Raw genomic sequence first — 20349 nt, 5'->3', positions numbered from 1 at the left:
GCGCACTTCGTGTCGCTTCTCCCGCCCCCTACCGGGGGCAACACCAGCGGCCCGGCAAAGCCGGTTCCGCGGTGTTCCGCAAGAAAACGGGGAATCCAGGTCTGCTTTCAATGGCTCATGGCAACGACAAAATGACAGAGACCAGTCCCGCCACCGGCCTCCTGCTCACCGGGGGCGGCGCCCGGGCCGCCTACCAGGTCGGCGTGCTCGAAGCCATTGCCGACATCCGCCGCGCGGCCGGACCGGCGGCCACCGGCACCGGCAATCCCTTCGACGTCATCACCGGCACCTCCGCCGGCGCCATCAACGCGGCCGCGCTGGCCTGCGGCGCCGACGACTTCGACCAGGTGGTGGCGAACATCGCCGAGGTCTGGAGCCGGTTCCGCGCCGAGCAGGTGTACCGCGCCGATTCGCTCTCGGTGATCGGCAGCGGCACGCGCTGGCGCATGCTGCTCGGGTTCGGGCGCTTCGCGGCCAACTGGATGCGCATCAAGCCGAAGTCGCTGCTCGACAACGCGCCGCTTGCCGAGCTTCTGCAGCGCATGGTGCCGCTCGAGCGGCTGCCGCAGCTCATGAAGGACGGCCACCTGCAGGCGCTGGCCGTGACCGCGTCGAGCTACAGCTCGGGCGAGCACGTCACCTTCTTCGAGGCTGCCGTGCCGATGGAGCCGTGGGTGCGGTCGCAGCGCCTGTCGGTACGCGACCGCATCACGCATGCGCACCTGCTGGCTTCGTCGGCCATTCCCTTCGTGTTTCCGGCCACGGCCCTGCCGATGCAAGGCCACATCGAATACTTCGGCGACGGTTCGATGCGCCAGTCGGCGCCCATCGCGGCAGCGATCCACCTCGGCGCGCAGCGCATCGTGGTGATCGGCGCGGGCCGCATGCACGAGCCGCGCGACACCACGGCACCCAACACCCACAGCGGCTATCCGACGATGGCGCAGATCGCGGGCCATGCGCTGTCGAGCATCTTTCTCGATGCGCTGGCAGTCGACATCGAGCGGCTGCGCCGCATCAACCACACGCTGGGGCTGGTTCCCGAAGAGGCGCGCGCGGCGAGCACGCTGCGCCCGCTCGACCTGCTGGTGATCTCGCCGTCGGAACGGCTCGATGTGATCGCGGCACGCCATGTCGATGCCCTGCCGGGCGCGGTGCGGCACCTGTTGGGCGGCTCGAAGGTGGCGGCCGACGTGAAGGGCGGCGCTCTGGCGAGCTACCTGCTGTTCGACTCGGCGTACACGCGCGACCTGATGGCGCTCGGACGCGCAGATGCGATGCGGCAGCGCGACGAAGTGCTCCGGTTCTTCGGGTGGGAGACGCTCGCCGCGACGTGAGCCCCGCTTCCCGGCCGTCGGGCGGGCGCGCTCAGCCCCCTTCGGAAATGCCCAGTTCGGAACACACCCGCCCCAGCAGCGCCCTCAGCGATGCCACTTCGGCTTCGAGCCGCGCCACATTGGCCTTCAGCGCCGCGACCTCGCCGAGCGACACATCGTGACCGGCGGGCGATGCCTCGGACGCCGGCCCCGCCACCTCTTCCGCCGGCGCACCGCTCAGCAGATGCGCCCAGCGGCTTTCTCGCGCGCCGGGCAGGCGTGCCAGCTTCACCACCAGCGCACCGGCCGGACGCTGCGCCAGTTCGTCGAGGAAGCCTTCGACCGACGAGATGTCGGCGAAGTTGTGCATGCGGTCGCAGGCGATGCGCAGTTCGCCCGCCGTCTGCGGCCCGCGCAGCATCAGCACGGTGAGCAGGATGACCGACTGCGACGGAATGCGCAGCACGCGGTCGGCGTTGTGCTCGTAGCGGAAGGCACGCCCGCCGCTGGTTTCCGCGACGAGGCTGTAGCCCTTCAGGCTGTCGATGGCGGCCTGCACCTGCGACTCGGTGAGTTCGAGCACCGGGTTGCGGCTGGTCTTCTGGTTGCAGCCCGACACCAGCGAATTGAGCGTGAGCGGGTAGCTGTCGGGCACGGTGCGCTGCTTTTCGGCGAGCACGCCGAGCACGCGGGTTTCGAGGAGGGACAGGACGGGCAGCGATGGGGTGGACATGGCTCGGGCAAGGATCGATGGTGAAAACGCGAAGGGCGGCAACCGCACTCAAGGCGACGCGATGCCGAGCATAGGCCCCAGCTCCCGCACGAAGTCGCTTCGGTGCAGCGCAGCCGAATGCAGGGCCGAGACCGTGCCGTCGAGGTACAGCGCATCGCGGCAGTGGAGCACGTCGCGAAAGTACAGCGCGAACTCGTGGAAATTCACCGGCTTTTCGCTGATGACGAAGATGGCCGTGTGGCCGATCACGCCGACGCCGTTGCGGATCTTGCGCGAATCGGAATGGGGAATGAAGGCGTGATGCACGACCCCATGGCGCAGCAGCAGCGGACCCGACTGCGTCGCGAGGCGCACGCCTTTGGCCAGCGCCGGATATTCCGACGACTCGACCACCCGCGGCCCCGCGTCCGAGACGAGAAACACACCGTTGGGCTTGAGGAAGAAGTTGCCCACGCCATCCGCCAGGTTGAGCGGTGCTTCTTCGCGGCCGTCACGTACAAGCAGGCCGACCGGGGAAAAGTCCTCGTGGTACATGCCGGCGTTCACCGCGAAGTCCAGTTGCCGGTGGCGCTCCTTCAGCCAGGCATCGAGCCGGTCGAAGCGCTTGAACGGCACGCCTGCGTCGTCGCGCAGGAACAGCTCGAGCCGCTCGGTGCGCAGGTCGACCTTCACCACGGTGAAGCGCGGATCGGCCGCCGCGAGGCCTGCAAACAGCAGGGCCGCCAGGAGCAGCAGAAGCTTTCTCATGCAGCCCTGCGAGCCCTGCCTGCGCCGCTCAACCGCCGTTGATGCGGCTGACCAGCGCCTTGGTGAACGCCGCCGTGCCCGCCGTACCGCCCAGGTCGCCCGTGCGCACCTTGTCGATGTTCAGCGTCTCGTCGATGGCCTTGCGCAGGCGCGTGGCCAGCTCGGGCAGCTTCACGTGGTCGAGCATCAGCGCGGCGGCCAGCAGCAGCGCGGTCGGGTTGGCGATGCCCTTGCCGGCGATGTCGGGCGCGGAGCCGTGCACCGCCTCGAAGATCGCGGCGTCGGTGCCGATGTTGGCGCCGGGCGCCATGCCCAGGCCGCCGACCAGGCCCGCCACGAGGTCGGACAGGATGTCGCCGAACAGGTTGGTGGTGACCAGCATGTCGAACTGCCAGGGGTTGAGCACCAGCTTCATCGCGCAGGCGTCGATGATGACCGTGTCGAGCTCGAACCTGCCCTTGTATTTCTTCTCGTAGAGGTCGAGGCCGGTCTCCAGGAAGATGCCGGTAAGCGCCTTCATGATGTTGGCCTTGTGCACGATCGTGACCTTCTTGCGGCCCGTTGCCACGGCGGTGTCGAAGGCGTACTCCAGCAGGCGGCGGCTGCCCTGGCGAGTGTTGATGCCGGTGGCCATGGCCACGGCGTGCGGGTCGCCGTCGATGGGCACGTAGTGCTCGTGGCCGATGTAGAGGCCTTCGAGGTTCTCGCGCACAACCACCAGGTCGATCTTGTCGAAGCGGCCGCCGGGAATGATGGTGCGCGCCGGGCGCAGGTTGGCATACAGCTGGAACTCTTCGCGCAGCCGCACGTTCGACGAGCGGTAGCCGCCGCCCGACGGCGTCTCCAGCGGGCCCTTCAGGGCGAGGCGGGTGCGGCGGATGCTGTCGAGCGTGGCTTGCGGCAGCGGATCGCCCGAGGCCTTGACGCCGCCCAGGCCGGCGATCTGGGTGTCCCAGGCGAAGGGGGCCTTCAGCGCGTCGAGCGCGGCCAACGTGGCGTCGACAATTTCGGGGCCGATGCCATCACCGGGGATGAGGGTTGCGGGAATGGGAGTGGTCATGGAAAGCGCCCTTGTGAGGTCAGGTGAGTGAGGAGTCGCGGCCAGTGCGGCGCGAAGGCGGAAGAATAACGCCGGCCCATTGCGCCGGCGAGGCGCCAGAATCGGCCGAAAGGGTCATTCGCGGGCCAGCCACGCAAGCGCCTCGTCACGCGAGGTGAAGAACCGGCAGAAGTGCCCGCGCCGGGCTTCCCGCAGGTATTCCTCGAAGCGTGCGCCGTGATCGGCGAGCGGCGACATCACCACCGCGGTTCGCAGCCGGTAGGTCTGCAGCTTCTGGAGGAACTCGCCCGCGAAACGCGTCCGAAGCTCGAAGAATGGGGGCGGGAGCACGCCCGCATCGAGCAGCAGGCGGTCGGTGTCGTGCGACATGCAGGCGCCGACCAGGTCCGTGGCCTCGCCAACGTTCTGCAGCGGCGACGTCCATTCGAGGACGACGAAGGGACCGATCTGGTGGCGGATGGCATTCAAGGGCATCGGGGATCTCAGGGGTTTCAGTGGCTTGGGGGCCATGGGGTGGACGGCCGGATTCTCGCGGGCGCCCAGTTCCTGATCGATTTCCCTGGCGTCGCGGTGGTTGCAGGCGAATGGGGCGATGCTGCCACCAAACACCCGGCCGGACGCGGGGCGCACGCGGCCACCTAAAATGCCCGGTTCCCCGTCCGCCTCACCTCCGAGTCACTCCCGAAAGCGCCCTCCCCGATGTCCGCCCCGCGCAAGCTCTTCGTCACCACCGCCCTGCCGTATGCCAACGGCAAGTTCCACATCGGCCACATGATGGAATACATCCAGGCCGACATCTGGGTGCGGAACCAGCGAATGAATGGCGCCGAGGTCAACTTCGTCTGTGCCGACGACGCCCACGGCGCGGCCATCACCATCGCGGCCGACAAGGCCGGCGTGACGCCGCAGGCCTTCGTGGCCGAGATCGCCGCGGGCCGCAAGCCCTACCTCGACGGCTACTACATCTCGTTCGACAACTGGCACTCGACCGACGCGCCCGAGAACCACCAGCTCGCGCAGGACATCTACCGCGACCTGCGCGCCAACGGCCTCATCGAGACCAAGAGCGTGGAGCAGTTCTACGACCCCGAAAAGGGCATGTTCCTGGCCGACCGCTTCATCAAGGGCGAGTGCCCCAACTGCCATTCGAAGGACCAGTACGGCGACAACTGCGAGGTGTGCGGCGCCGTGTACGCGCCCACCGAGCTGATCAACCCCTACTCGGCACTGTCGGGCGCCAAGCCCGAGCTGCGCAGCTCCGATCACTTCTTCTTCAAGCTGTCGGACCCGCGCTGCGAGGCCTACCTGAAGGAATGGACTGCCGCTGCCGGCCACGTTCAGAGCGAGGTGCAGAACAAGATCCGCGAGTGGCTCTACAAGGACGACGAAGGCAAGGGCGGCCTCGGCGACTGGGACATCAGCCGCGACGCGCCCTACTTCGGCATCGAAATCCCCGATGCGCCGGGCAAGTACTTCTACGTATGGTTGGACGCGCCCGTGGGCTACCTGGCGTCGCTGAAGAACCTGCTCGACAAGCGCTGCATCGAGCTCGGCGGCGACGGCATCTCGTACACCGAGTACATGGCCGACCCAGAGCTCGAGCAGGTGCACTTCATCGGCAAGGACATCATTACCTTCCACACGCTTTTCTGGCCCGCGATGCTGCACTTCAGCGGCCGCAAGGCGCCCGATGCCGTGTACGTGCACGGCCACCTGACGGTGAGCGGCGAGAAGATGAGCAAGAGCCGCGGCACGGGCATCGACCCGCTGAAGTACCTGTCGATCGGGCTCGACCCCGAATGGCTGCGCTACTACATCGCGGCCAAGCTCAATGGCCGCAACGAGGACATCGACTTCAACCCCGAGGATTTCGTCGCGCGCGTCAACAGCGACCTCGTGGGCAAGTACATCAACATCGCGAGCCGCGCGGCCGGCTTCATCGGCAAGCGCTTCGGCGGCCAGCTGGGCGAGGTGTCGGCCGACGGCGACGCGCTGCTGTTCGCGCTGCGCGATGCGGCGCCGCAGCTGCATTCGCTGTACGACGGCCGCGACTACGCCCGCGCGCTGCGCGAGGTGATGGCGCTGGCCGACAAGGTGAACGAGTACGTCGACCAGAACAAGCCCTGGGAGCTGGCCAAGAAGGAAGGCGCCGAGGCACGGCTGCACGACGTGTGCACGGTCTGCATCGAAGCCTTCCGCCTGCTCACGCTGTACCTGAAGCCGGTGCTGCCGGCGCTGGCCGTGAACGTCGAAGCCTTCCTGAAGATCTCGCCGCTGGCCTGGGCGGATGCCACGCAGTCGCTGGCGGCGGGCCACGCCATCGGCGAGTACAAGCACCTGATGCAGCGTGCCGACGCCAAGGTGGTCGACAAGCTGTTCGACGCGCCCGAACCCGCACCGGCCGCTGCCTCCTCGGAAGGCGCACTGCCGGGCGGTGAAGCCATCGCGCCCACCATCACCATCGACGACTTCGCCAAGATCGACCTGCGCATCGCGAAGATCGTCGCCTGCGAGAAGGTCGAGGGCTCGACCAAGCTGCTGCGCCTGACGCTCGACGCGGGCGAGGGAAAGACGCGCAACGTGTTCAGCGGCATTGCTTCCGCCTATCAGCCCGAGCAGCTCGTGGGCAAGCTCACCGTGCTGGTCGCCAACCTGGCACCGCGCAAGATGAAGTTCGGCATCAGCGAAGGCATGGTGCTCGCCGCCAGCCACGGCGACGAGAAGGCCCATCCGGGCATCCACGTGCTGGAACCGTGGCCGGGCGCAACGCCGGGCATGCGGGTTCGCTGATCGCAAGGGACATCGCCATGGCCACGCTGCTGCATCGCGCCCTTCTGCTGCTCTCGCTTTCCGCCCTGTTGAGCGGCTGCGCCGTGGTGTCGGTGGCGAGCACCGCAGTGAGCGTGGGCGCCGGCGCGGTGGGCCTCGCCGCCGACGCGGCCATCGGCACCGCGCGCATCACCGGCAAGGCCGTGGGCGCGGCGGCCGATGCGGTGATTCCCGACAGCGAGTAGGCAGCGGCAACTCAGTCAGTCCGTCAGGCCCAGCCGGGCCAGGTGGGGCGGCGTGCGCGGCGCCTTTTCCTTGCGCACGAAGGCGGACCTCAGCCCCGCATGCGGCTCGCGGGCATCGAAGAAATTGCGGCGCATGTGCGTCAGCTCTTCGTCGCGGTACTTCTGCAGCGGCTTCACCGACTCGTCCTGCGCGCGAACCGCCTTCTTCTGCGCGATGCGCTCGACCAGAACCGGCGAGGCGGCCAGCTGCGCCGCCATGCGGACCACCTCGTCGCCCAGCTCCTCCGGCGCGGCCTGCAGCACGCGCTGCGCCATGCCGAGCTCGACCGCGCGCTTCGCACTCACCGGCAGCGCCGACTGCGTGAGCCGCTGCGCCTCGCTCTCGCCCACGCGGCGCGGCAGGATGTAGGTCCAGTATTCGGAGCCATGGAGGCCCATCAGCTTGTAGTGCGGATTGAGCACGGCGCCATCGCGGCACCACACCTCGTCGGCCGCCAGCGCGAGCATCACGCCGCCGGCCGCCGCATTGCCGCCGAGCGCGGACACGGTGAGCCTGTCGGTGGTGGTCAGCACCGCTTCGACCAAATCGTTCATCGCGTGGATGTTGGCCCACGACTCTTCGGCAGGATCGTCGGCCGCCTCGATCACGTTGAGATGGATGCCGTTGGAGAAGAAGTCGCGCAGCCCGCCCAGCACCAGCACCGAGGTCGGCCGGGTCTGCGCGAAGCGGTAGGCCTCCAACAGCCGCCGGCAATGCACGGTGCTCATCGCGCCACCGGCAAACGAGAAATTCAGCATACCGACCGTACCGTGCTCGCTGTAGCGGATGTCGGACCAGGTGCGGCGCGCGGCCGGCAGCTGCAGCTGCAGCGGCGCCGGCACCTCGGGCACTTCCGCAGGCAGCAGGTCTCCGAGCGCCTGCACGGCCGGCAGCTTGAAGCTGGGCAACCGCGAGCCGGGCTCGCGCCAGGGCCGCAGTTGCGCGATCCACACGGCGCCGTCGACGGTGGCGCGGCAGATGGCCCCGGCGCGGGTGGCGACCAGCTCGCCGGGCCTGCCGCGCAGCTCGCCCTCGGGATGGCCGCCGTGCAGATACCACTGCACGCCCAGCAGTTCGTCGAGCACGCCGGGCTGCGAATCGGCCGCGCGCAGCTGGCGCAGCACCACTTCGGTCGGATCGGCCGCCCAGTCGATGCGGCGCTGCGCCTGCTTCATGAAGGGCCGCCAACCGGCGGACAGGGCGGCGGCCTTCTGCTTCCGGGGCTTGTACTTGCCGGAGGCAAAGCGCTCCACCGCGAGCAACACCGCGTCGAGCGCGGCATCGGCGACCTCGCCACGGTAGAAGTCGCTCTTGCCGGCCAGCGGCGGCACCTTCAGCGGCGACCAGGCCCAGACATCGCCCGCGTCCATCTCGGCCACGGCTTCGAGCACGGTGACACCCCAGCTTTGCGCGCCGTCCTGCAGCGTCCAGTCGAGCGACGAGGGGCCCCGGTCGCCCGGCGGCCCGGGATGCACGATCAGGCAGGTGTGGCCGGTCCAGACATCCTCGGGGATCGCGGTGGTCAGCATCGGCGCCACGATGAGCTGCGGCGAATGATCCCGCACGGCTTCGCGCAAGGCATCGTCATTGCCGAGGGCCAGCGCCACTCCCACGGTATGGCCACGATCCTGGAGTTCGGCAAGAACCCGTTGCGTCAGGCTGTTGAACGCGCTTGCGACAAGCAGAATGTGCATCGAGGGCCTCGGTAATGTCGGCGACGAAATGTCAATGAATGTCAAAAATGTATCTGCATCTTTCTCATTGGATAAGTTGATCGAAAGTTCGCATGGGGACAGCAGTCCACAATGGGCATCCCATGCAATCCCCGCTGAACCTCACCCGTTTCCGCCCCCGCCTGATGGACTCGCTCGCGGGGTACAACCGCGAGCGCTTCTTCAAGGACCTGGGCGCGGGCGCCACGGTCGGCATCGTGGCGCTGCCGCTGGCCATGGCCTTCGCCATCGCCTCGGGGCTGAAGCCCGAAGCCGGCATCTGGACGGCGATCATCGCGGGCTTCCTGATCTCGCTGCTGGGCGGCTCGGCGGTGCAGATCGGCGGGCCGGCGGGGGCGTTCATCGTGATCGTCTACGGCATCGTCGAGCGCTACGGCGTGGCGAACCTGCTGATCTCGACCGCCTGCGCAGGCGTGCTGTTGTTCATGGCGGGGCTGTTCGGGCTCGGGCGGCTGGTGCGTTTCGTGCCGCTGTCGATCGTGGTGGGCTTCACCAACGGCATCGCGGTGCTGATCCTGCTGTCGCAGCTGAAGGACCTGCTCGGGCTGACAGTGGCGAAGATGCCGGCCGACGTGTTCTCCCAGCTGCACGCGATGGCGCTGCAGATCGGCACCTTCAATCCCTATGCCTTCGCGCTCGGCATCGCCTGCGTGGCCGGGCTGGCGCTGTGGCCGCTGCTGCTGAGCGGCGACTCGAAGGTGGGCACCGCGGTACTGCGCGTCGCGGGCCGGGTGGCGCGCACGCGCGCCGTGCAGGTGGGTGCACGCATGCCAGGGCCCATCGTGGCGCTGGTCACGCTGACGCTGGTGTCATGGGGCTTCGCGCTGCCGGTGGAAACCATCGGCACGCGCTTCGGCGGGATTCCCGAAGGCGTGCCGGGCTTCGCATTGCCCGACTTCTCGTGGGAAACGGTGAAGCAGCTCGTCACGCCTACGCTCACCATCGCGCTGCTCGGCGCCATCGAGTCGCTGCTGTGCGCACGCGTGTCGGACCAGCTCAGCGGCCAGCCGCGCCACGACCCCAACCAGGAGCTGATGGCGCAGGGCATCGCGAACGTCGTCGCGCCCTTCTTCGGCGGCATGCCGGCCACCGGCACCATCGCACGCACCGTGACGAACATCCGCTCGGGCGGCACCTCGCCGATCGCGGGCATCGTGCATGCGATCACGCTGCTCGTCGTGGTGCTGCTGGCCGCGCCGCTGGCGCGCCACGTGCCGCTCGCGGTGCTGGCAGGCATCCTGGTGTTCGTGGGACTGAACATGGGCGAATGGCGTGAGTTCACGCCCACCCAGCTGCGGCATTTCAGCCGGCACTACCGGCTGCTGATGCTCGGCACCTTCTTCCTCACCGTGGTGTTCGACCTGACGGTGGCGGTGCAGGCAGGCATCGTGCTGGCCTGCGCGCTCTTCATCCGGCGCATGAGCGGGCTGTTCGGCGTCGAGCTGGTGACGCTGCAGCCGCCGGTGATCACCTACCGCCTCTACGGCGCGATGTTCTTCGGTGCAGCCGCGAAGCTCGACGAGGCGGTGAACGCCGCCGAGCGCGCGCCGCGTGGCATGACGCTGGTGCTGGACGCCACGCACCTGATCTACATCGATGCCACGGGCGTCGATGCGCTGCGGCAGCTGCACCGTGCGGTGCTGGCGCGCGACGGACAGTTGCGCATCGAGTCGCTGCAGCCGCAGCCGCTCGAGGTGCTGGAGCGCTCGGGTTTCGCCGAGGAACTGACGACCAGCCGGCCCGGCGCGGGCCACGGCGCCTGAACGCTACGGCGCCTCGGTGCCGCGGTCGGGCGAGGAGCCGCTGCGCACCACGCGCTGGTCGTCGTTCAGCGTGGCAGTGAAGACCATGGCCGAGTTCGGCGGCTGCACCCAGCGCCATTCCCATTCGGTCTCACGCTTGAGCGCATAGGGCGTGACCTTGGCGGGCTTGCCGAGCAGCTTGCGCAGGTCTTCCATCATCATCCCGGGCTGCACCTTGGCGAAGTTCTGTGGCGTGAGCACCTGGCGCAGCGCGCTCATCTTGCCGTCGGCGCCGATGGTGATCATGTAGTTCTTCTGGCCCTGCGGCTGGCGGTTGTACTCGAGGACGCGGCCGTTCGGCGCGTCCCAGATGTTCTCGGGCTCGCCGAACCGGGCCCGCACGTCGGCCTCGGTGGAGACGCCCTCTTCGAGCTCGCTGATGCTCTTCGGGTCGCATGCCGCGAGCCCGATGACCGCAGCCAGAAACCCTGTTGCCATGCCGATCCGCCACCCTTGCCGTTGCTTCATGCCGTCCCCGGTAAAATTCGCGCCATAAAGGTCCAGTCTATGTCCATCTTCCGCCGCCCCCACTACACCTCCGAGATCACGAACTTCATCGAGGAGATGAAGGAAAAGAAGCCGACGCTGGAGGCCGAACAGCGCGCCGGCCGCGCCCTTCTCTGGGACAAGCACCTCGACCGCGGCCTGCTCGAGGAGTACAGCGAAGCCCGCGTGCCGATGCAGCCCTACGTCTACCAGACGCAATCCAAGTAATCTTCTTGATGCCGAATTGGCAGCAAATGCCCGTCCGCATTGCGTCGGTCGCTATTAAAACAATAGTGACCAGCCGATGAGCGAAGACGAGGACAACGGCACGCTGGTGGTCGCCATGCCCGACGTGGTCGACCAGGTCGCGCTCGCGAGGCTCTATGGCGAGCCGCTGTTCGCGATGCCGAAGGACCTGTACATCCCGCCCGAGGCGTTGCAGGTGTTCCTGGAGGCCTTTGAAGGCCCGCTGGACTTGCTGCTCTACCTGATCCGCAAGCAGAACTTCAACATCCTCGACATCCCGATGGCGGGGCTCACGCGCCAGTACCTGAGCTACGTCGACGAGATTCGCCAGACGAACCTCGAACTCGCGGCCGAGTATCTGCTGATGGCCGCGATGCTGATCGAGATCAAGTCGCGCATGCTGCTGCCGCCCAAGAAGGTGGCCGACGGCGAGGAGGCCGAAGACCCGCGCGCCGAACTCGTGCGCCGCCTGCTCGAGTACGAACAGACCAAGCTGCAGGCCGCCGCCATCAGCGCCATGCCGACCTACGGCCGCGACTTCTGGAAGGCACAGGTCTACATCGAACAGTCGCTGAAGCCGCGCTTCCCCGACGTGGACGTGGTCGAGCTGCGCGACGCCTGGGCCGACATCATGAAGCGCGCCAAGCTCGTGCAGCACCACAAGATCTCGCGCGAAGAGCTCAACGTGCGCGAGCACATGAGCATCGTGCTGCGCCACCTGCAGGGGCAGCGCTTCGTGGAGTTCGAGAAGCTGTTCGACGTGTCGCGCGGCACGCCGGTGCTGATCGTCACCTTCATCGCGATGCTCGAGCTCGCGAAGGAGACGCTGATCGACATCACGCAGGCGGAAGCCTTCGCCCCCATCTACGTCAGATTGGCCTATTCGCCAGCCTGACCCAACCGGTCCCTATACCCAGTGACCCCAGTGACTTCCGCCGTGCGCGATTTCGACATCCTCATCGTCGGCAGCGGCCTCGCCGGCCTCTCGGCCGCGCTGCACCTGGCCCCCACGCATCGCGTGGCCGTGCTGACCAAGCGCGCGCTGAACGACGGCTCCAGCGCCTGGGCGCAGGGCGGCATCGCGGCCGTGCTGGCGGCCGGCGACACCTTCGACGCGCACATCGAAGACACGCTGGTGGCCGGCGCCGGCCTGTGCGATCCCGGGGCCACGCGCTTCGTGGTCGAGCATGCGCCCGAGGCCATCGGCTGGCTGCGCGAACTCGGCGTGCCGTTCTCGGAAGAAGGCGGCGACCTGCACCTGACGCGCGAAGGCGGCCACAGCCAGCGCCGCATCGTGCACGTGACCGACGCCACCGGCGCGGCCGTGCAGCAGGTGCTGATCGAGCGCGTGCGCCGTACGCCCAACATCACGCTGTTCGAGCACCACACGCTGGTCGACCTCGTCACCGGCACCAAGCTCGGCCTGGACGATCCGTCGTGCCAGGGGCTGTACGCGCTGGACGACGAAACCGACGAGGTGCTGGCCTTCCGCGCGCCGCACACCATCCTGGCCACGGGCGGCGCGGGCAAGGTGTACCTGTACACCACCAACCCCGACACCGCCACCGGCGACGGCATTGCCGCCGCGTGGCGCGCGGGCTGCCGGGTGTCGAACATGGAGTTCATCCAGTTCCACCCGACCTGCCTGTACCACCCGCACGCCAAGTCCTTCCTGATCAGCGAGGCGGTGCGCGGCGAAGGCGGGCTGCTCAAGCTGCCCGATGGCACGCGCTTCATGCCGAAGCACGATGAGCGCGCCGAACTCGCGCCGCGCGACGTGGTGGCCCGCGCCATCGACTTCGAGATGAAGAAGCACGGCCTGGACTGCGTTTACCTCGACATCTCGCACCAGCCAGCCGCCTTCCTCAAGGAACACTTCCCCAACATCCTGGCGCGCTGCCTGGAGCTGGGCATCGACATCACGCGCGAGCCCATCCCCGTGGTGCCGGCTGCGCACTACACCTGCGGCGGCGTGCTCAGCGACCTGAGCGGGCGCACCGACATCCCGGGTCTCTACGCCATCGGCGAGACCGCCTGCACCGGCCTGCACGGCGCCAACCGCCTCGCGAGCAACTCGCTGGTCGAGTGCATGGTGTTCGCGCGCGCGGCGGCCGGCGCCATTGCCGCGGCTCCGGCGCGCGAACGAGCCGAGCTGCCCGCCTGGGACGAGAGCCGCGTCACCGATGCCGACGAAGCCGTGGTCATCTCGCACAACTGGGACGAGCTGCGCCGCTTCATGTGGGACTACGTCGGCATCGTGCGCACCAACAAGCGCCTGGAGCGCGCGAGCCACCGCATCGCGCTGCTGCAGGCCGAGATCCGGGAGTTCTACGCGAACTTCAACGTCACGCGCGACCTGCTCGAACTGCGCAACCTGGTGCAGGTGGCCGAGCTGATCGTGCGCTCCGCGCAGGCCCGCCACGAGAGCCGGGGCCTGCATTTCAGCCGCGACTATCCTTCGCTCGCCGAGCCCACCGCGCCCACGGTGCTGGTGCCGCCGGCCGACTGACCGACCCACCGCTTCGTTGTCTTCTTCACTCAAGGATGCCCGGCCACCGACGCCCGCAGGGAGAAACCCAACCATGTCGAACACCACCCCCCCCGCACCCGAGACACCACCGTCCTCGCCATACGGCACGCTGCCACCAGCCTCCCCGCTCGCCTCGCGCAAGCCCGTGAGCCTGCCGCGCCTGGCCGACATGCATGCGCGCGGCGAGAAGATCGCGATGCTCACTGCCTATGACGCCACCTTCGCAGCCATGGCCGATGCAGCGGGCATCGACTGCCTGCTGGTCGGCGATTCGCTCGGCATGGTCTGCCAGGGCCTGAGCAGCACGGTGGGCGTGAGCCTGGACACCATGCGCTATCACACCGACAGCGTCTCGCGCGGCCTGCGCCGCGTGCAGGGCACGGCCTGGCTGATCGCCGACCTGCCCTTCGGCAGCTACCAGGAGTCGCGCGAACAGGCGCTGCGCAGCGCCACGGTGCTGATGCAGGCCGGCGCGCACATGGTCAAGCTGGAAGGCGGCGGCTGGACGACCGAGACTGTGCGCTTCCTGGTCGAGCGCGGCATCCCGGTGTGCGCGCACCTCGGCCTGACGCCGCAGACGGTGCATGCGCTGGGTGGCTACCGCGTGCAGGGCAAGGGCGACGCCGCCGGCGCGCTGCTGAAGCAGCAGGCCCATGCGCTGCAGGACGCGGGCGCCGCGATGCTGGTGCTGGAGATGGTGCCGGCCGCGCTGGCCGCCGAACTCACGGCCGGGCTGCAGCACTGCGCCACCATCGGCATCGGCGCCGGCAAGGCCACCGCCGGCCAGGTGCTGGTGTTGCACGACATGCTGGGCATCAACCTCGGCAAGATGCCGAAGTTCGTGCGCAACTTCATGGCCGATGCGCCGGGCGTGCTGCCCGCGCTCAAGGCCTATGTGCAGGCCGTCAAGGACGGCAGCTTCCCCGACGACCGACTCCACGCCTGGTAAGGAACCATCATGTACATCGCACACACCATCGCCGAACTGCGCGACCACCTCGCCGCCTTCAAGCGCCCCGCCTTCGTCCCCACCATGGGCAACCTGCACGACGGCCACCTGGCCCTGGTGAAGCAGGCGAAACCGCTGGGCGACGTGACGGTGGCGAGCATCTTCGTGAACCGCCTGCAGTTCCTGCCGCACGAAGACTTCGACACCTACCCGCGCACCTGGGACAGCGACTGCGAGAAGCTGCGCGCCGCCGGCTGCGACGTGCTGTTCGCGCCCGACGAAAAGGCGCTCTACCCCGAACCACAGACCTGCAAGGTGCACCCCGACCCTGCCCTGGCCGACATCCTCGAAGGGCACTTTCGCCCCGGCTTCTTCATCGGCGTGTGCACGGTGGTGATGAAGCTCTTTCAGTGCGTGCAGCCGCGCGTGGCGGTGTTCGGCAAGAAGGACTACCAGCAGCTGATGATGATCCGCCACATGGTGCGGCAGTTCGCGCTGCCCATCGAGATCGTGGGCGGCGAGACCTTCCGCGCAGACGACGGCCTCGCGCTGTCGTCGCGCAACGGCTACCTGAGCATGGACGAGCGCGCGGAGGCAGTGCAGCTGTCGAAGGCGCTGAAGGCCATGGCGGAGGCGGTGCGATCAGGCGAACGCGACCTTGCCGCGATCGAAGCGCGGGCCATGCAAACGCTCACGCAGCGCGGCTGGCAGCCGGACTACCTGGTGCTGCGGCGCCGCGCCGACCTGCAGGCACCTGCCGTCGGCGAACCGCTCGTGGCGCTGGCCGCCGCGCGCCTGGGCACCACGCGGCTGATCGACAACCTGGAGATCGAAGCTCCCTCCGCCTTATGACTTACAGCGTCAAGGAAATCTTCTACACCCTGCAGGGCGAAGGCGGCCAGGCCGGCATGCCGGCCGTGTTCTGCCGCTTTGCGGGCTGCAATCTCTGGACCGGCCGCGAAGAAGATCGAGCCTCGGCCATCTGCCGTTTCTGCGACACCGACTTCGTGGGCACCGACGGCACGCTGGGCGGCAAGTTCAAGAATGCCGGGCAGCTCGCCGACACCATCGCCGCGCAATGGCCGGCAAACGACGCCGAGCATCGCCTCGTGGTGCTGACCGGCGGCGAGCCGCTGCTGCAGGTCGATACGGCGCTGGTCGACGCGCTGCACGCGCGGCGCTTCCGCATCGCAGTCGAGAGCAACGGCACGGTCGAGGCGCCCGAGGGCATCGACTGGCTGTGCATCAGCCCCAAGGCTGGCGCGCCGTGGGTGCAGCAGTGCGGCCAGGAGCTGAAGCTGGTATGGCCGCAGACCGAATTCGACCTAGACACGATGGCGCGCACGGGCGAGTTCACGCACCGTTTCCTGCAGCCGATGGACGGGCCCGACCGGATCGCGAACACCGAGCTTTGCATTGCCGAATGCATGAAGCAGCCCGTGTGGCGGCTCAGCGTTCAGACGCACAAGATCACTGGCATCCGCTGAGACGGCGGCACTTTTTCCCTTTCAGAGTTTCTTTTTTCTTGACGATGCGCTTCACCATCAGCCAACGCTTTTTCTTCGACGCCGCCCACACGCTGAAGCGCGAGATCGAAATCGAAGGCAGCCGCCGTATCCACGGCCACACGTACCACGCGGAGGTCTGGCTCGCGGGCGAACGCGATCCGGTGACGGGGATGGTGATCGACCTGGGGTTGCTGCGCCGGCGGCTGGAAGAGGTGCGCGAGCTGCTGGACCATCACCTGCTGGACGACGTGCCGGGGCTGCATCCGCCGACGCTGGAGAACCTGTGCGTGTTCATCGCGGATGCGCTGCCGGACTTGCGGCCCTCGCTGGCCCGCGTGCGTGTGTGGCGTGAGGCGCTGGGCGACAGCTGCACGGTGGACTTCTAGGTTTTTCTCCCTCCCCCACTGGGGGAGGGCGGGGGTGGGGGCAAGCGGCATACCCAGGAAGCGCTCTGCTGCCCCCATCCCAACCTTCCCCCAGAAGGGGAGGAGCAAGACGGGATCAGGCAGCGCCGATGCCGGCAACCAAGCTGCCCGGCGCCCGCCCGTTCTTCAGCCCGGCCGTGAACGCCAGCATGCGGTCGATCGGCACGCGCGCCCGCAGCCCCAGCGCCGGATCGACGTGGATCTCGCCCGCACCCGTCTCCAGCGCATTCGCCAGCTCCACCAACCCATTCATCGCCATCCACGGGCAATGCGCGCAACTCTTGCAGGTGCCGCCGTTGCCGGCGGTTGGCGCCTCGATGAAGGTCTTGCCGGGGTTCAGCGTGCGCAGCTTGTGCAGCATGCCGGTGTCCGTGGCGACGATGAATTCGCTGGCGTCCATGCGCTGCGCGGCATTCAGGATGGCCGAGGTGGAACCCACCGCATCCGCCAGCGCGATCACGTCCGACGGCGATTCCGGGTGCACCAGCACCTTCGCCTTCGGGTGCTCCTTCATGAGCAGTTCTAGCTCCAGCGCCTTGAATTCGTCATGCACGATGCAGGCGCCGTTCCAGCTGACCATGTCCGCACCGGTCTGGCGCTGGATGTAGTCGCCCAGGTGGCGGTCGGGGCCCCAGAGGATCTTCTGGCCCGCCGCGTGCAGGGCACCCACCACGTCGAGCGCGCAGCTCGACGTGACGAGCCAGTCGGCGCGCGCCTTCACGGCGGCGCTGGTGTTGGCGTAGACGACCACGGTGCGGTCGGGGTGCTGGTCGCAGAAGGCACTGAATTCGTCGACCGGGCAGCCCAGGTCGAGCGAGCAGTTCGCGTCGAGGTCGGGCATCAGCACGCGCTTTTCGGGCGACAGGATCTTCGAGGTCTCGCCCATGAAGCGCACGCCCGACACCACCAGCGTCTGCGCGGCATGGTCGCGGCCGAAGCGCGCCATCTCGAGCGAATCGCTCACGATGCCGCCGGTTTCCTCGGCCAGGTCCTGCAGGTCGGGGTGCACATAGAAGTGCGACACCATCACGGCGTTGCGCTCACGCAGCAGGCGGCGGATGCGCTCCTTCAGCGCGGTGCGTTCATCGGGCGAAGGCTCGGGGGGCACGCGGGCCCAGGCGTGGCGCGTGTCGCAGGCTGAACCTTTCAGCGCGGGCTGTTCGTAGTCGATGTCGATGACCGGAGACGACATGGGCGGATCAGCCTTCCTGGAAACGCATCGAATAGTCGATGGCTTTGACATCCTTGGTCAACGCGCCCACCGAGATCCGGTCGACACCGGTTTCGGCCAGGGCGCGCAGGCCGTCCAGCGTGACGCCGCCGGATATTTCCAGCACGGCCTTGCGGCTTTCGCCGGCTTCGTCATTGATGCGCACGGCCTCGCGCAGCGTGGGCAAATCCATGTTGTCGAGCAGCACCATGCGCGCGCCGGCGTCCAGCGCCTCGCGCAGCTGGGCCAGCGTTTCGACCTCGACTTCGACGAAGGCGGCCCGCGCAGCCACCGGCGCCACGGCGCGCAGGGCGGCCGCCACGCCGCCGGCCGCGGCGATGTGGTTTTCCTTGATGAGCACCGCGTCGTACAGGCCAATGCGGTGATTCAGGCCACCGCCGGTGCGAACAGCGTATTTCTGAGCGAGGCGCAGGCCCGGAATCGTCTTGCGGGTGTCGACGATGCGGGCACGCGTGCCTCGCACGGCGTCGGCATACAGGGCGGTCTTGGTGGCGACCGCGCTCAGCAATTGCAGGAAGTTGAGCGCGGTGCGCTCGGCCGTCAGCAGTGCACGCGCAGAGCCTTCGATCTCGAACACGGTCTGGCCGGCTGCGCAACGCTCGCCTTCGGCGCAGAGCCAGTGGATGCGCACTTGCGGGTCGAGCTGCCGCAGGGCCGCCTCGACCCAGGGCGCGCCGCACACCACGGCAGCTTCGCGCGCCAGCACGCGGGCGCGGGCGGTGCGGACGGGATCGACCAGCGACGCGGTGAGGTCGCCGTCGGCAACGTCTTCCTGCAATGCGCGGGTGGCATCGGACAGGGCCAGCGCGGCCACGGCCGGCGCTGAAAAATCGAAGCGAAGGCTCATGGCTCTTTGTCTCTGCGTTTTTTCTTCAGGAGGATTGACGAGGGGAAGCCGCAGCGCCCGGCTGGACCGATTCCGGCACCGGGTCGCGGCCCGTCAGGGCGGCCACGGCGTCCTGCGGGCTCACTCGGCCGTCGAGCAGGGCGACCACGCCCTCGGCGATCGGCATCTCGACACCAAGGCCGCGCGCGCGCTGCACCACGGTGCGGGCGCAATACACGCCTTCGGCGACGTGGCCGAGCGAATCGACGGCCTGCGCCAGCGTTCGGCCCTGGGCCAGCAGCAGGCCGACCTTGCGGTTGCGCGACAGGTCGCCGGTGGAGGTCAGCACGAGGTCGCCCAGGCCCGAAAGGCCCATGAAGGTCTCGGCGCGGGCGCCCAGCGCGAGACCGAAGCGGGTCATTTCGGCGAGGCCGCGGGTAATGAGTGCCGCCCGGGCGTTGAGCCCCAGCGCAAGGCCGTCGCACAGCCCGGTGGCGATGGCCAGCACGTTCTTGACCGCGCCGCCCACTTCCACGCCCACGATGTCTTCGTTGGCGTACACGCGCAGCGCGGGTCCGTGGAAGGCATCGACCAGCGTGTCGCGAACCGCGGCATGCGGGCTGGCGGCCACCAGCGCGGTCGGCCGGCCTTCGGCGACCTCCTGCGCAAAGCTGGGGCCGCTGAGCACGCCCGCTCTCAAATCAGGAGCAACCTGCGCCCATATTTCGTGGGCCAGCAGGCCAAAGGATTCGGGAGAACTGTCGAGTGCGGGCTCGACGCCCTTGCACAGCCACGCCACCGCCGCGGTGGTGCCGCGCAGTGCGACGAGCTGCTCGCGCAGGGCGGCCATGGGCGTGGCCACGATGACGAGGTCGGCGCCGGCCTGCGCCTGGGCGATGTCGCCGGCGCGCACGGCGAGCGAGGCCGGCAAAGCCAGCCCGGGCAGGTAGCGGGTGTTTTCGCGCGCGGCCGACATGGCGTCGGCCTGAGCGGCATCGCGCGCCCAGAGCGTGACCTCGTGGCGAGCCGCCGCGTTGACGGCGACTGCCGTGCCCCAGGCACCGGCGCCATGAACGCAGATCTTCATCGGCGTTGGCGGCGTCTGTGCCGGTTTACTGCGCGAGGGTCGGCGCGGCTTGGCCGGCGGCCTGCGCCTGCTGCTGTTCGTACATCGCCTGGAAGTTGATCTCGGCGAGGTGCACGGGCGGGAAGCCGCCGCGCTGGATCACGTCGGCGACGTTGCCGCGCAGGTACGGGTAGACGATCTGCGGGCATGCGATGCCCAGGATCGCGCCCATCTGGTCTTCCGGCAGGTTGCGGATCTCGAAGATGCCGGCCTGCTTGGCCTCGACCAGGAACACGGTCTTGTCGCCGATCTTGGTCTGCACGGTGGCCGAAACGGTGATCTCGAAGATGCCGTCGGTCACCGGCTGGGCGTCCACGCCGAGCTGGATATCGACCGTGGGCTGTTCCTGTTCCAGCAGGATCGCGGGCGAATTGGGTTGCTCAAGCGACAGGTCCTTGAGGTAGACGCGCTGGATCTGGAACACGGGATCTTGGGCTTGCTGGTCGGCCATGGCTGAACTTTCGAGGATCAAAACAATGCCCGCCGGGGAAAGGTTCCCGCAGCGGGCTGCAGATGAATGGACTCAAGATTATCGCCCCACGACGAGGCTCATCCGTGAAACACCGCGGAACCGGCT

At 68.2% G+C, this 20349-nt stretch carries 21 protein-coding genes; 11 read left to right on the top strand and 10 right to left on the bottom strand.

The genetic code is table 11. The annotated features are described in order from the left end of the window. Window positions 1-131: 131 nt before the first annotated feature. On the top strand, window positions 132-1337 hold the full coding sequence (locus PMI12_RS23985) for a patatin-like phospholipase family protein (RefSeq protein ID WP_042674176.1): 1206 nt from the start codon (window positions 132-134) through the stop codon (window positions 1335-1337). Between the two features lie 31 nt (window positions 1338-1368). Here PMI12_RS23985 and PMI12_RS23980 read toward each other — a convergent pair whose 3' ends face one another. The 4 genes from PMI12_RS23980 to PMI12_RS27880 all read right to left on the bottom strand — a co-directional run bounded on the left by PMI12_RS23980 (window position 1369) and on the right by PMI12_RS27880 (window position 4486). Further along, window positions 1369-2049, bottom strand: coding sequence for a YceH family protein (locus tag PMI12_RS23980; protein WP_007837624.1), 681 nt, complete (start codon window positions 2047-2049; stop codon window positions 1369-1371). A 48-nt stretch (window positions 2050-2097) separates the two neighbouring features. After that, a complete protein-coding gene (locus tag PMI12_RS23975; RefSeq protein WP_007837622.1) occupies window positions 2098-2796 on the bottom strand; it encodes a phosphodiester glycosidase family protein in 699 nt (232 codons plus the stop codon). Between the two features lie 28 nt (window positions 2797-2824). Beyond that, a complete protein-coding gene (locus PMI12_RS23970) occupies window positions 2825-3856 on the bottom strand; it encodes an isocitrate/isopropylmalate dehydrogenase family protein (RefSeq protein ID WP_007837620.1) in 1032 nt (343 codons plus the stop codon). Window positions 3857-3970: 114 nt separating this feature from the next. Continuing rightward, window positions 3971-4486, bottom strand: coding sequence for a DUF4180 domain-containing protein (locus PMI12_RS27880; RefSeq protein WP_007837619.1), 516 nt, complete (start codon window positions 4484-4486; stop codon window positions 3971-3973). Between the two features lie 69 nt (window positions 4487-4555). Here PMI12_RS27880 and metG point away from each other — a divergent pair, with 69 nt between their 5' ends. Both metG and PMI12_RS23955 read left to right on the top strand, forming a co-directional pair. Beyond that, window positions 4556-6646 (top strand): methionine--tRNA ligase, encoded by a 2091-nt coding sequence (gene metG, locus PMI12_RS23960; RefSeq protein ID WP_007837617.1) that lies wholly within the window; start codon window positions 4556-4558, stop codon window positions 6644-6646. Window positions 6647-6663: 17 nt separating this feature from the next. Beyond that, window positions 6664-6870, top strand: coding sequence for a hypothetical protein (locus PMI12_RS23955; protein ID WP_007837614.1), 207 nt, complete (start codon window positions 6664-6666; stop codon window positions 6868-6870). A gap of 15 nt (window positions 6871-6885) precedes the next feature. Here PMI12_RS23955 and PMI12_RS23950 read toward each other — a convergent pair whose 3' ends face one another. Further along, window positions 6886-8604: a hydrogenase maturation protein gene (locus tag PMI12_RS23950; RefSeq protein ID WP_007837612.1), complete on the bottom strand. Its 1719-nt coding sequence runs from the start codon at window positions 8602-8604 to the stop codon at window positions 6886-6888. A 122-nt stretch (window positions 8605-8726) separates the two neighbouring features. On the opposite strand from PMI12_RS23950, the gene PMI12_RS23945 reads away from it, so the two are divergent. Continuing rightward, complete coding sequence (locus PMI12_RS23945; RefSeq protein WP_007837609.1) at window positions 8727-10406, top strand: SulP family inorganic anion transporter; 1680 nt, start codon at window positions 8727-8729, stop codon at window positions 10404-10406. A 3-nt stretch (window positions 10407-10409) separates the two neighbouring features. Here PMI12_RS23945 and PMI12_RS23940 read toward each other — a convergent pair whose 3' ends face one another. After that, window positions 10410-10883 carry a hypothetical protein gene (locus PMI12_RS23940; RefSeq protein ID WP_007837599.1) on the bottom strand — a complete coding sequence of 158 codons (474 nt, stop codon included), beginning with the start codon at window positions 10881-10883 and terminating at the stop codon, window positions 10410-10412. 69 nt (window positions 10884-10952) lie between these two features. Between PMI12_RS23940 and PMI12_RS23935 the strand changes: the two genes are divergently transcribed. From PMI12_RS23935 to PMI12_RS23905, 7 genes are all read left to right on the top strand, one after another. After that, window positions 10953-11159: a DUF3460 family protein gene (locus tag PMI12_RS23935; protein WP_007837597.1), complete on the top strand. Its 207-nt coding sequence runs from the start codon at window positions 10953-10955 to the stop codon at window positions 11157-11159. Between the two features lie 76 nt (window positions 11160-11235). Next, the gene (locus tag PMI12_RS23930) at window positions 11236-12072 is read left to right on the top strand and encodes a segregation and condensation protein A (RefSeq protein WP_007837595.1); all 837 of its coding nucleotides are present in this window, start codon (window positions 11236-11238) and stop codon (window positions 12070-12072) included. 42 nt (window positions 12073-12114) lie between these two features. Further along, window positions 12115-13686 (top strand): L-aspartate oxidase, encoded by a 1572-nt coding sequence (gene nadB, locus PMI12_RS23925; protein ID WP_007837593.1) that lies wholly within the window; start codon window positions 12115-12117, stop codon window positions 13684-13686. Between the two features lie 73 nt (window positions 13687-13759). Further along, window positions 13760-14656 carry a 3-methyl-2-oxobutanoate hydroxymethyltransferase gene (panB, locus tag PMI12_RS23920; RefSeq protein ID WP_007837592.1) on the top strand — a complete coding sequence of 299 codons (897 nt, stop codon included), beginning with the start codon at window positions 13760-13762 and terminating at the stop codon, window positions 14654-14656. A gap of 9 nt (window positions 14657-14665) precedes the next feature. Then, window positions 14666-15508: a pantoate--beta-alanine ligase gene (gene panC / locus PMI12_RS23915; RefSeq protein WP_007837590.1), complete on the top strand. Its 843-nt coding sequence runs from the start codon at window positions 14666-14668 to the stop codon at window positions 15506-15508. Continuing rightward, window positions 15505-16143: a 7-carboxy-7-deazaguanine synthase gene (queE, locus tag PMI12_RS23910; RefSeq protein WP_007837588.1), complete on the top strand. Its 639-nt coding sequence runs from the start codon at window positions 15505-15507 to the stop codon at window positions 16141-16143. Before panC ends, queE begins: the two co-directional genes overlap by 4 nt. Window positions 16144-16187: 44 nt before the next feature. Next, on the top strand, window positions 16188-16550 hold the full coding sequence (locus PMI12_RS23905) for a 6-carboxytetrahydropterin synthase (RefSeq protein WP_007837587.1): 363 nt from the start codon (window positions 16188-16190) through the stop codon (window positions 16548-16550). A gap of 115 nt (window positions 16551-16665) precedes the next feature. Here PMI12_RS23905 and nadA read toward each other — a convergent pair whose 3' ends face one another. The 4 genes from nadA to secB are packed head-to-tail and all read right to left on the bottom strand — an operon-like array spanning window position 16666 to window position 20223. Next, the gene (gene nadA / locus PMI12_RS23900) at window positions 16666-17781 is read right to left on the bottom strand and encodes a quinolinate synthase NadA (RefSeq protein ID WP_007837586.1); all 1116 of its coding nucleotides are present in this window, start codon (window positions 17779-17781) and stop codon (window positions 16666-16668) included. A gap of 7 nt (window positions 17782-17788) precedes the next feature. After that, entirely contained in the window at window positions 17789-18667 is an 879-nt protein-coding gene (nadC, locus tag PMI12_RS23895; RefSeq protein WP_007837584.1) for a carboxylating nicotinate-nucleotide diphosphorylase, read from the bottom strand. Between the two features lie 25 nt (window positions 18668-18692). Further along, window positions 18693-19733: an NAD(P)H-dependent glycerol-3-phosphate dehydrogenase gene (locus PMI12_RS23890; RefSeq protein WP_007837582.1), complete on the bottom strand. Its 1041-nt coding sequence runs from the start codon at window positions 19731-19733 to the stop codon at window positions 18693-18695. 25 nt (window positions 19734-19758) lie between these two features. Next, window positions 19759-20223 carry a protein-export chaperone SecB gene (secB, locus tag PMI12_RS23885; protein WP_007837580.1) on the bottom strand — a complete coding sequence of 155 codons (465 nt, stop codon included), beginning with the start codon at window positions 20221-20223 and terminating at the stop codon, window positions 19759-19761. Window positions 20224-20349 lie beyond the last annotated feature (126 nt).

It is taken from the genome of Variovorax sp. CF313, from assembly GCF_000282635.1.
Classification (GTDB): Bacteria; Pseudomonadota; Gammaproteobacteria; order Burkholderiales; family Burkholderiaceae_C; genus Variovorax.
Note: the sequence above shows the minus strand (reverse complement) of the source record. Positions and strands in the feature narration are given on the sequence as shown.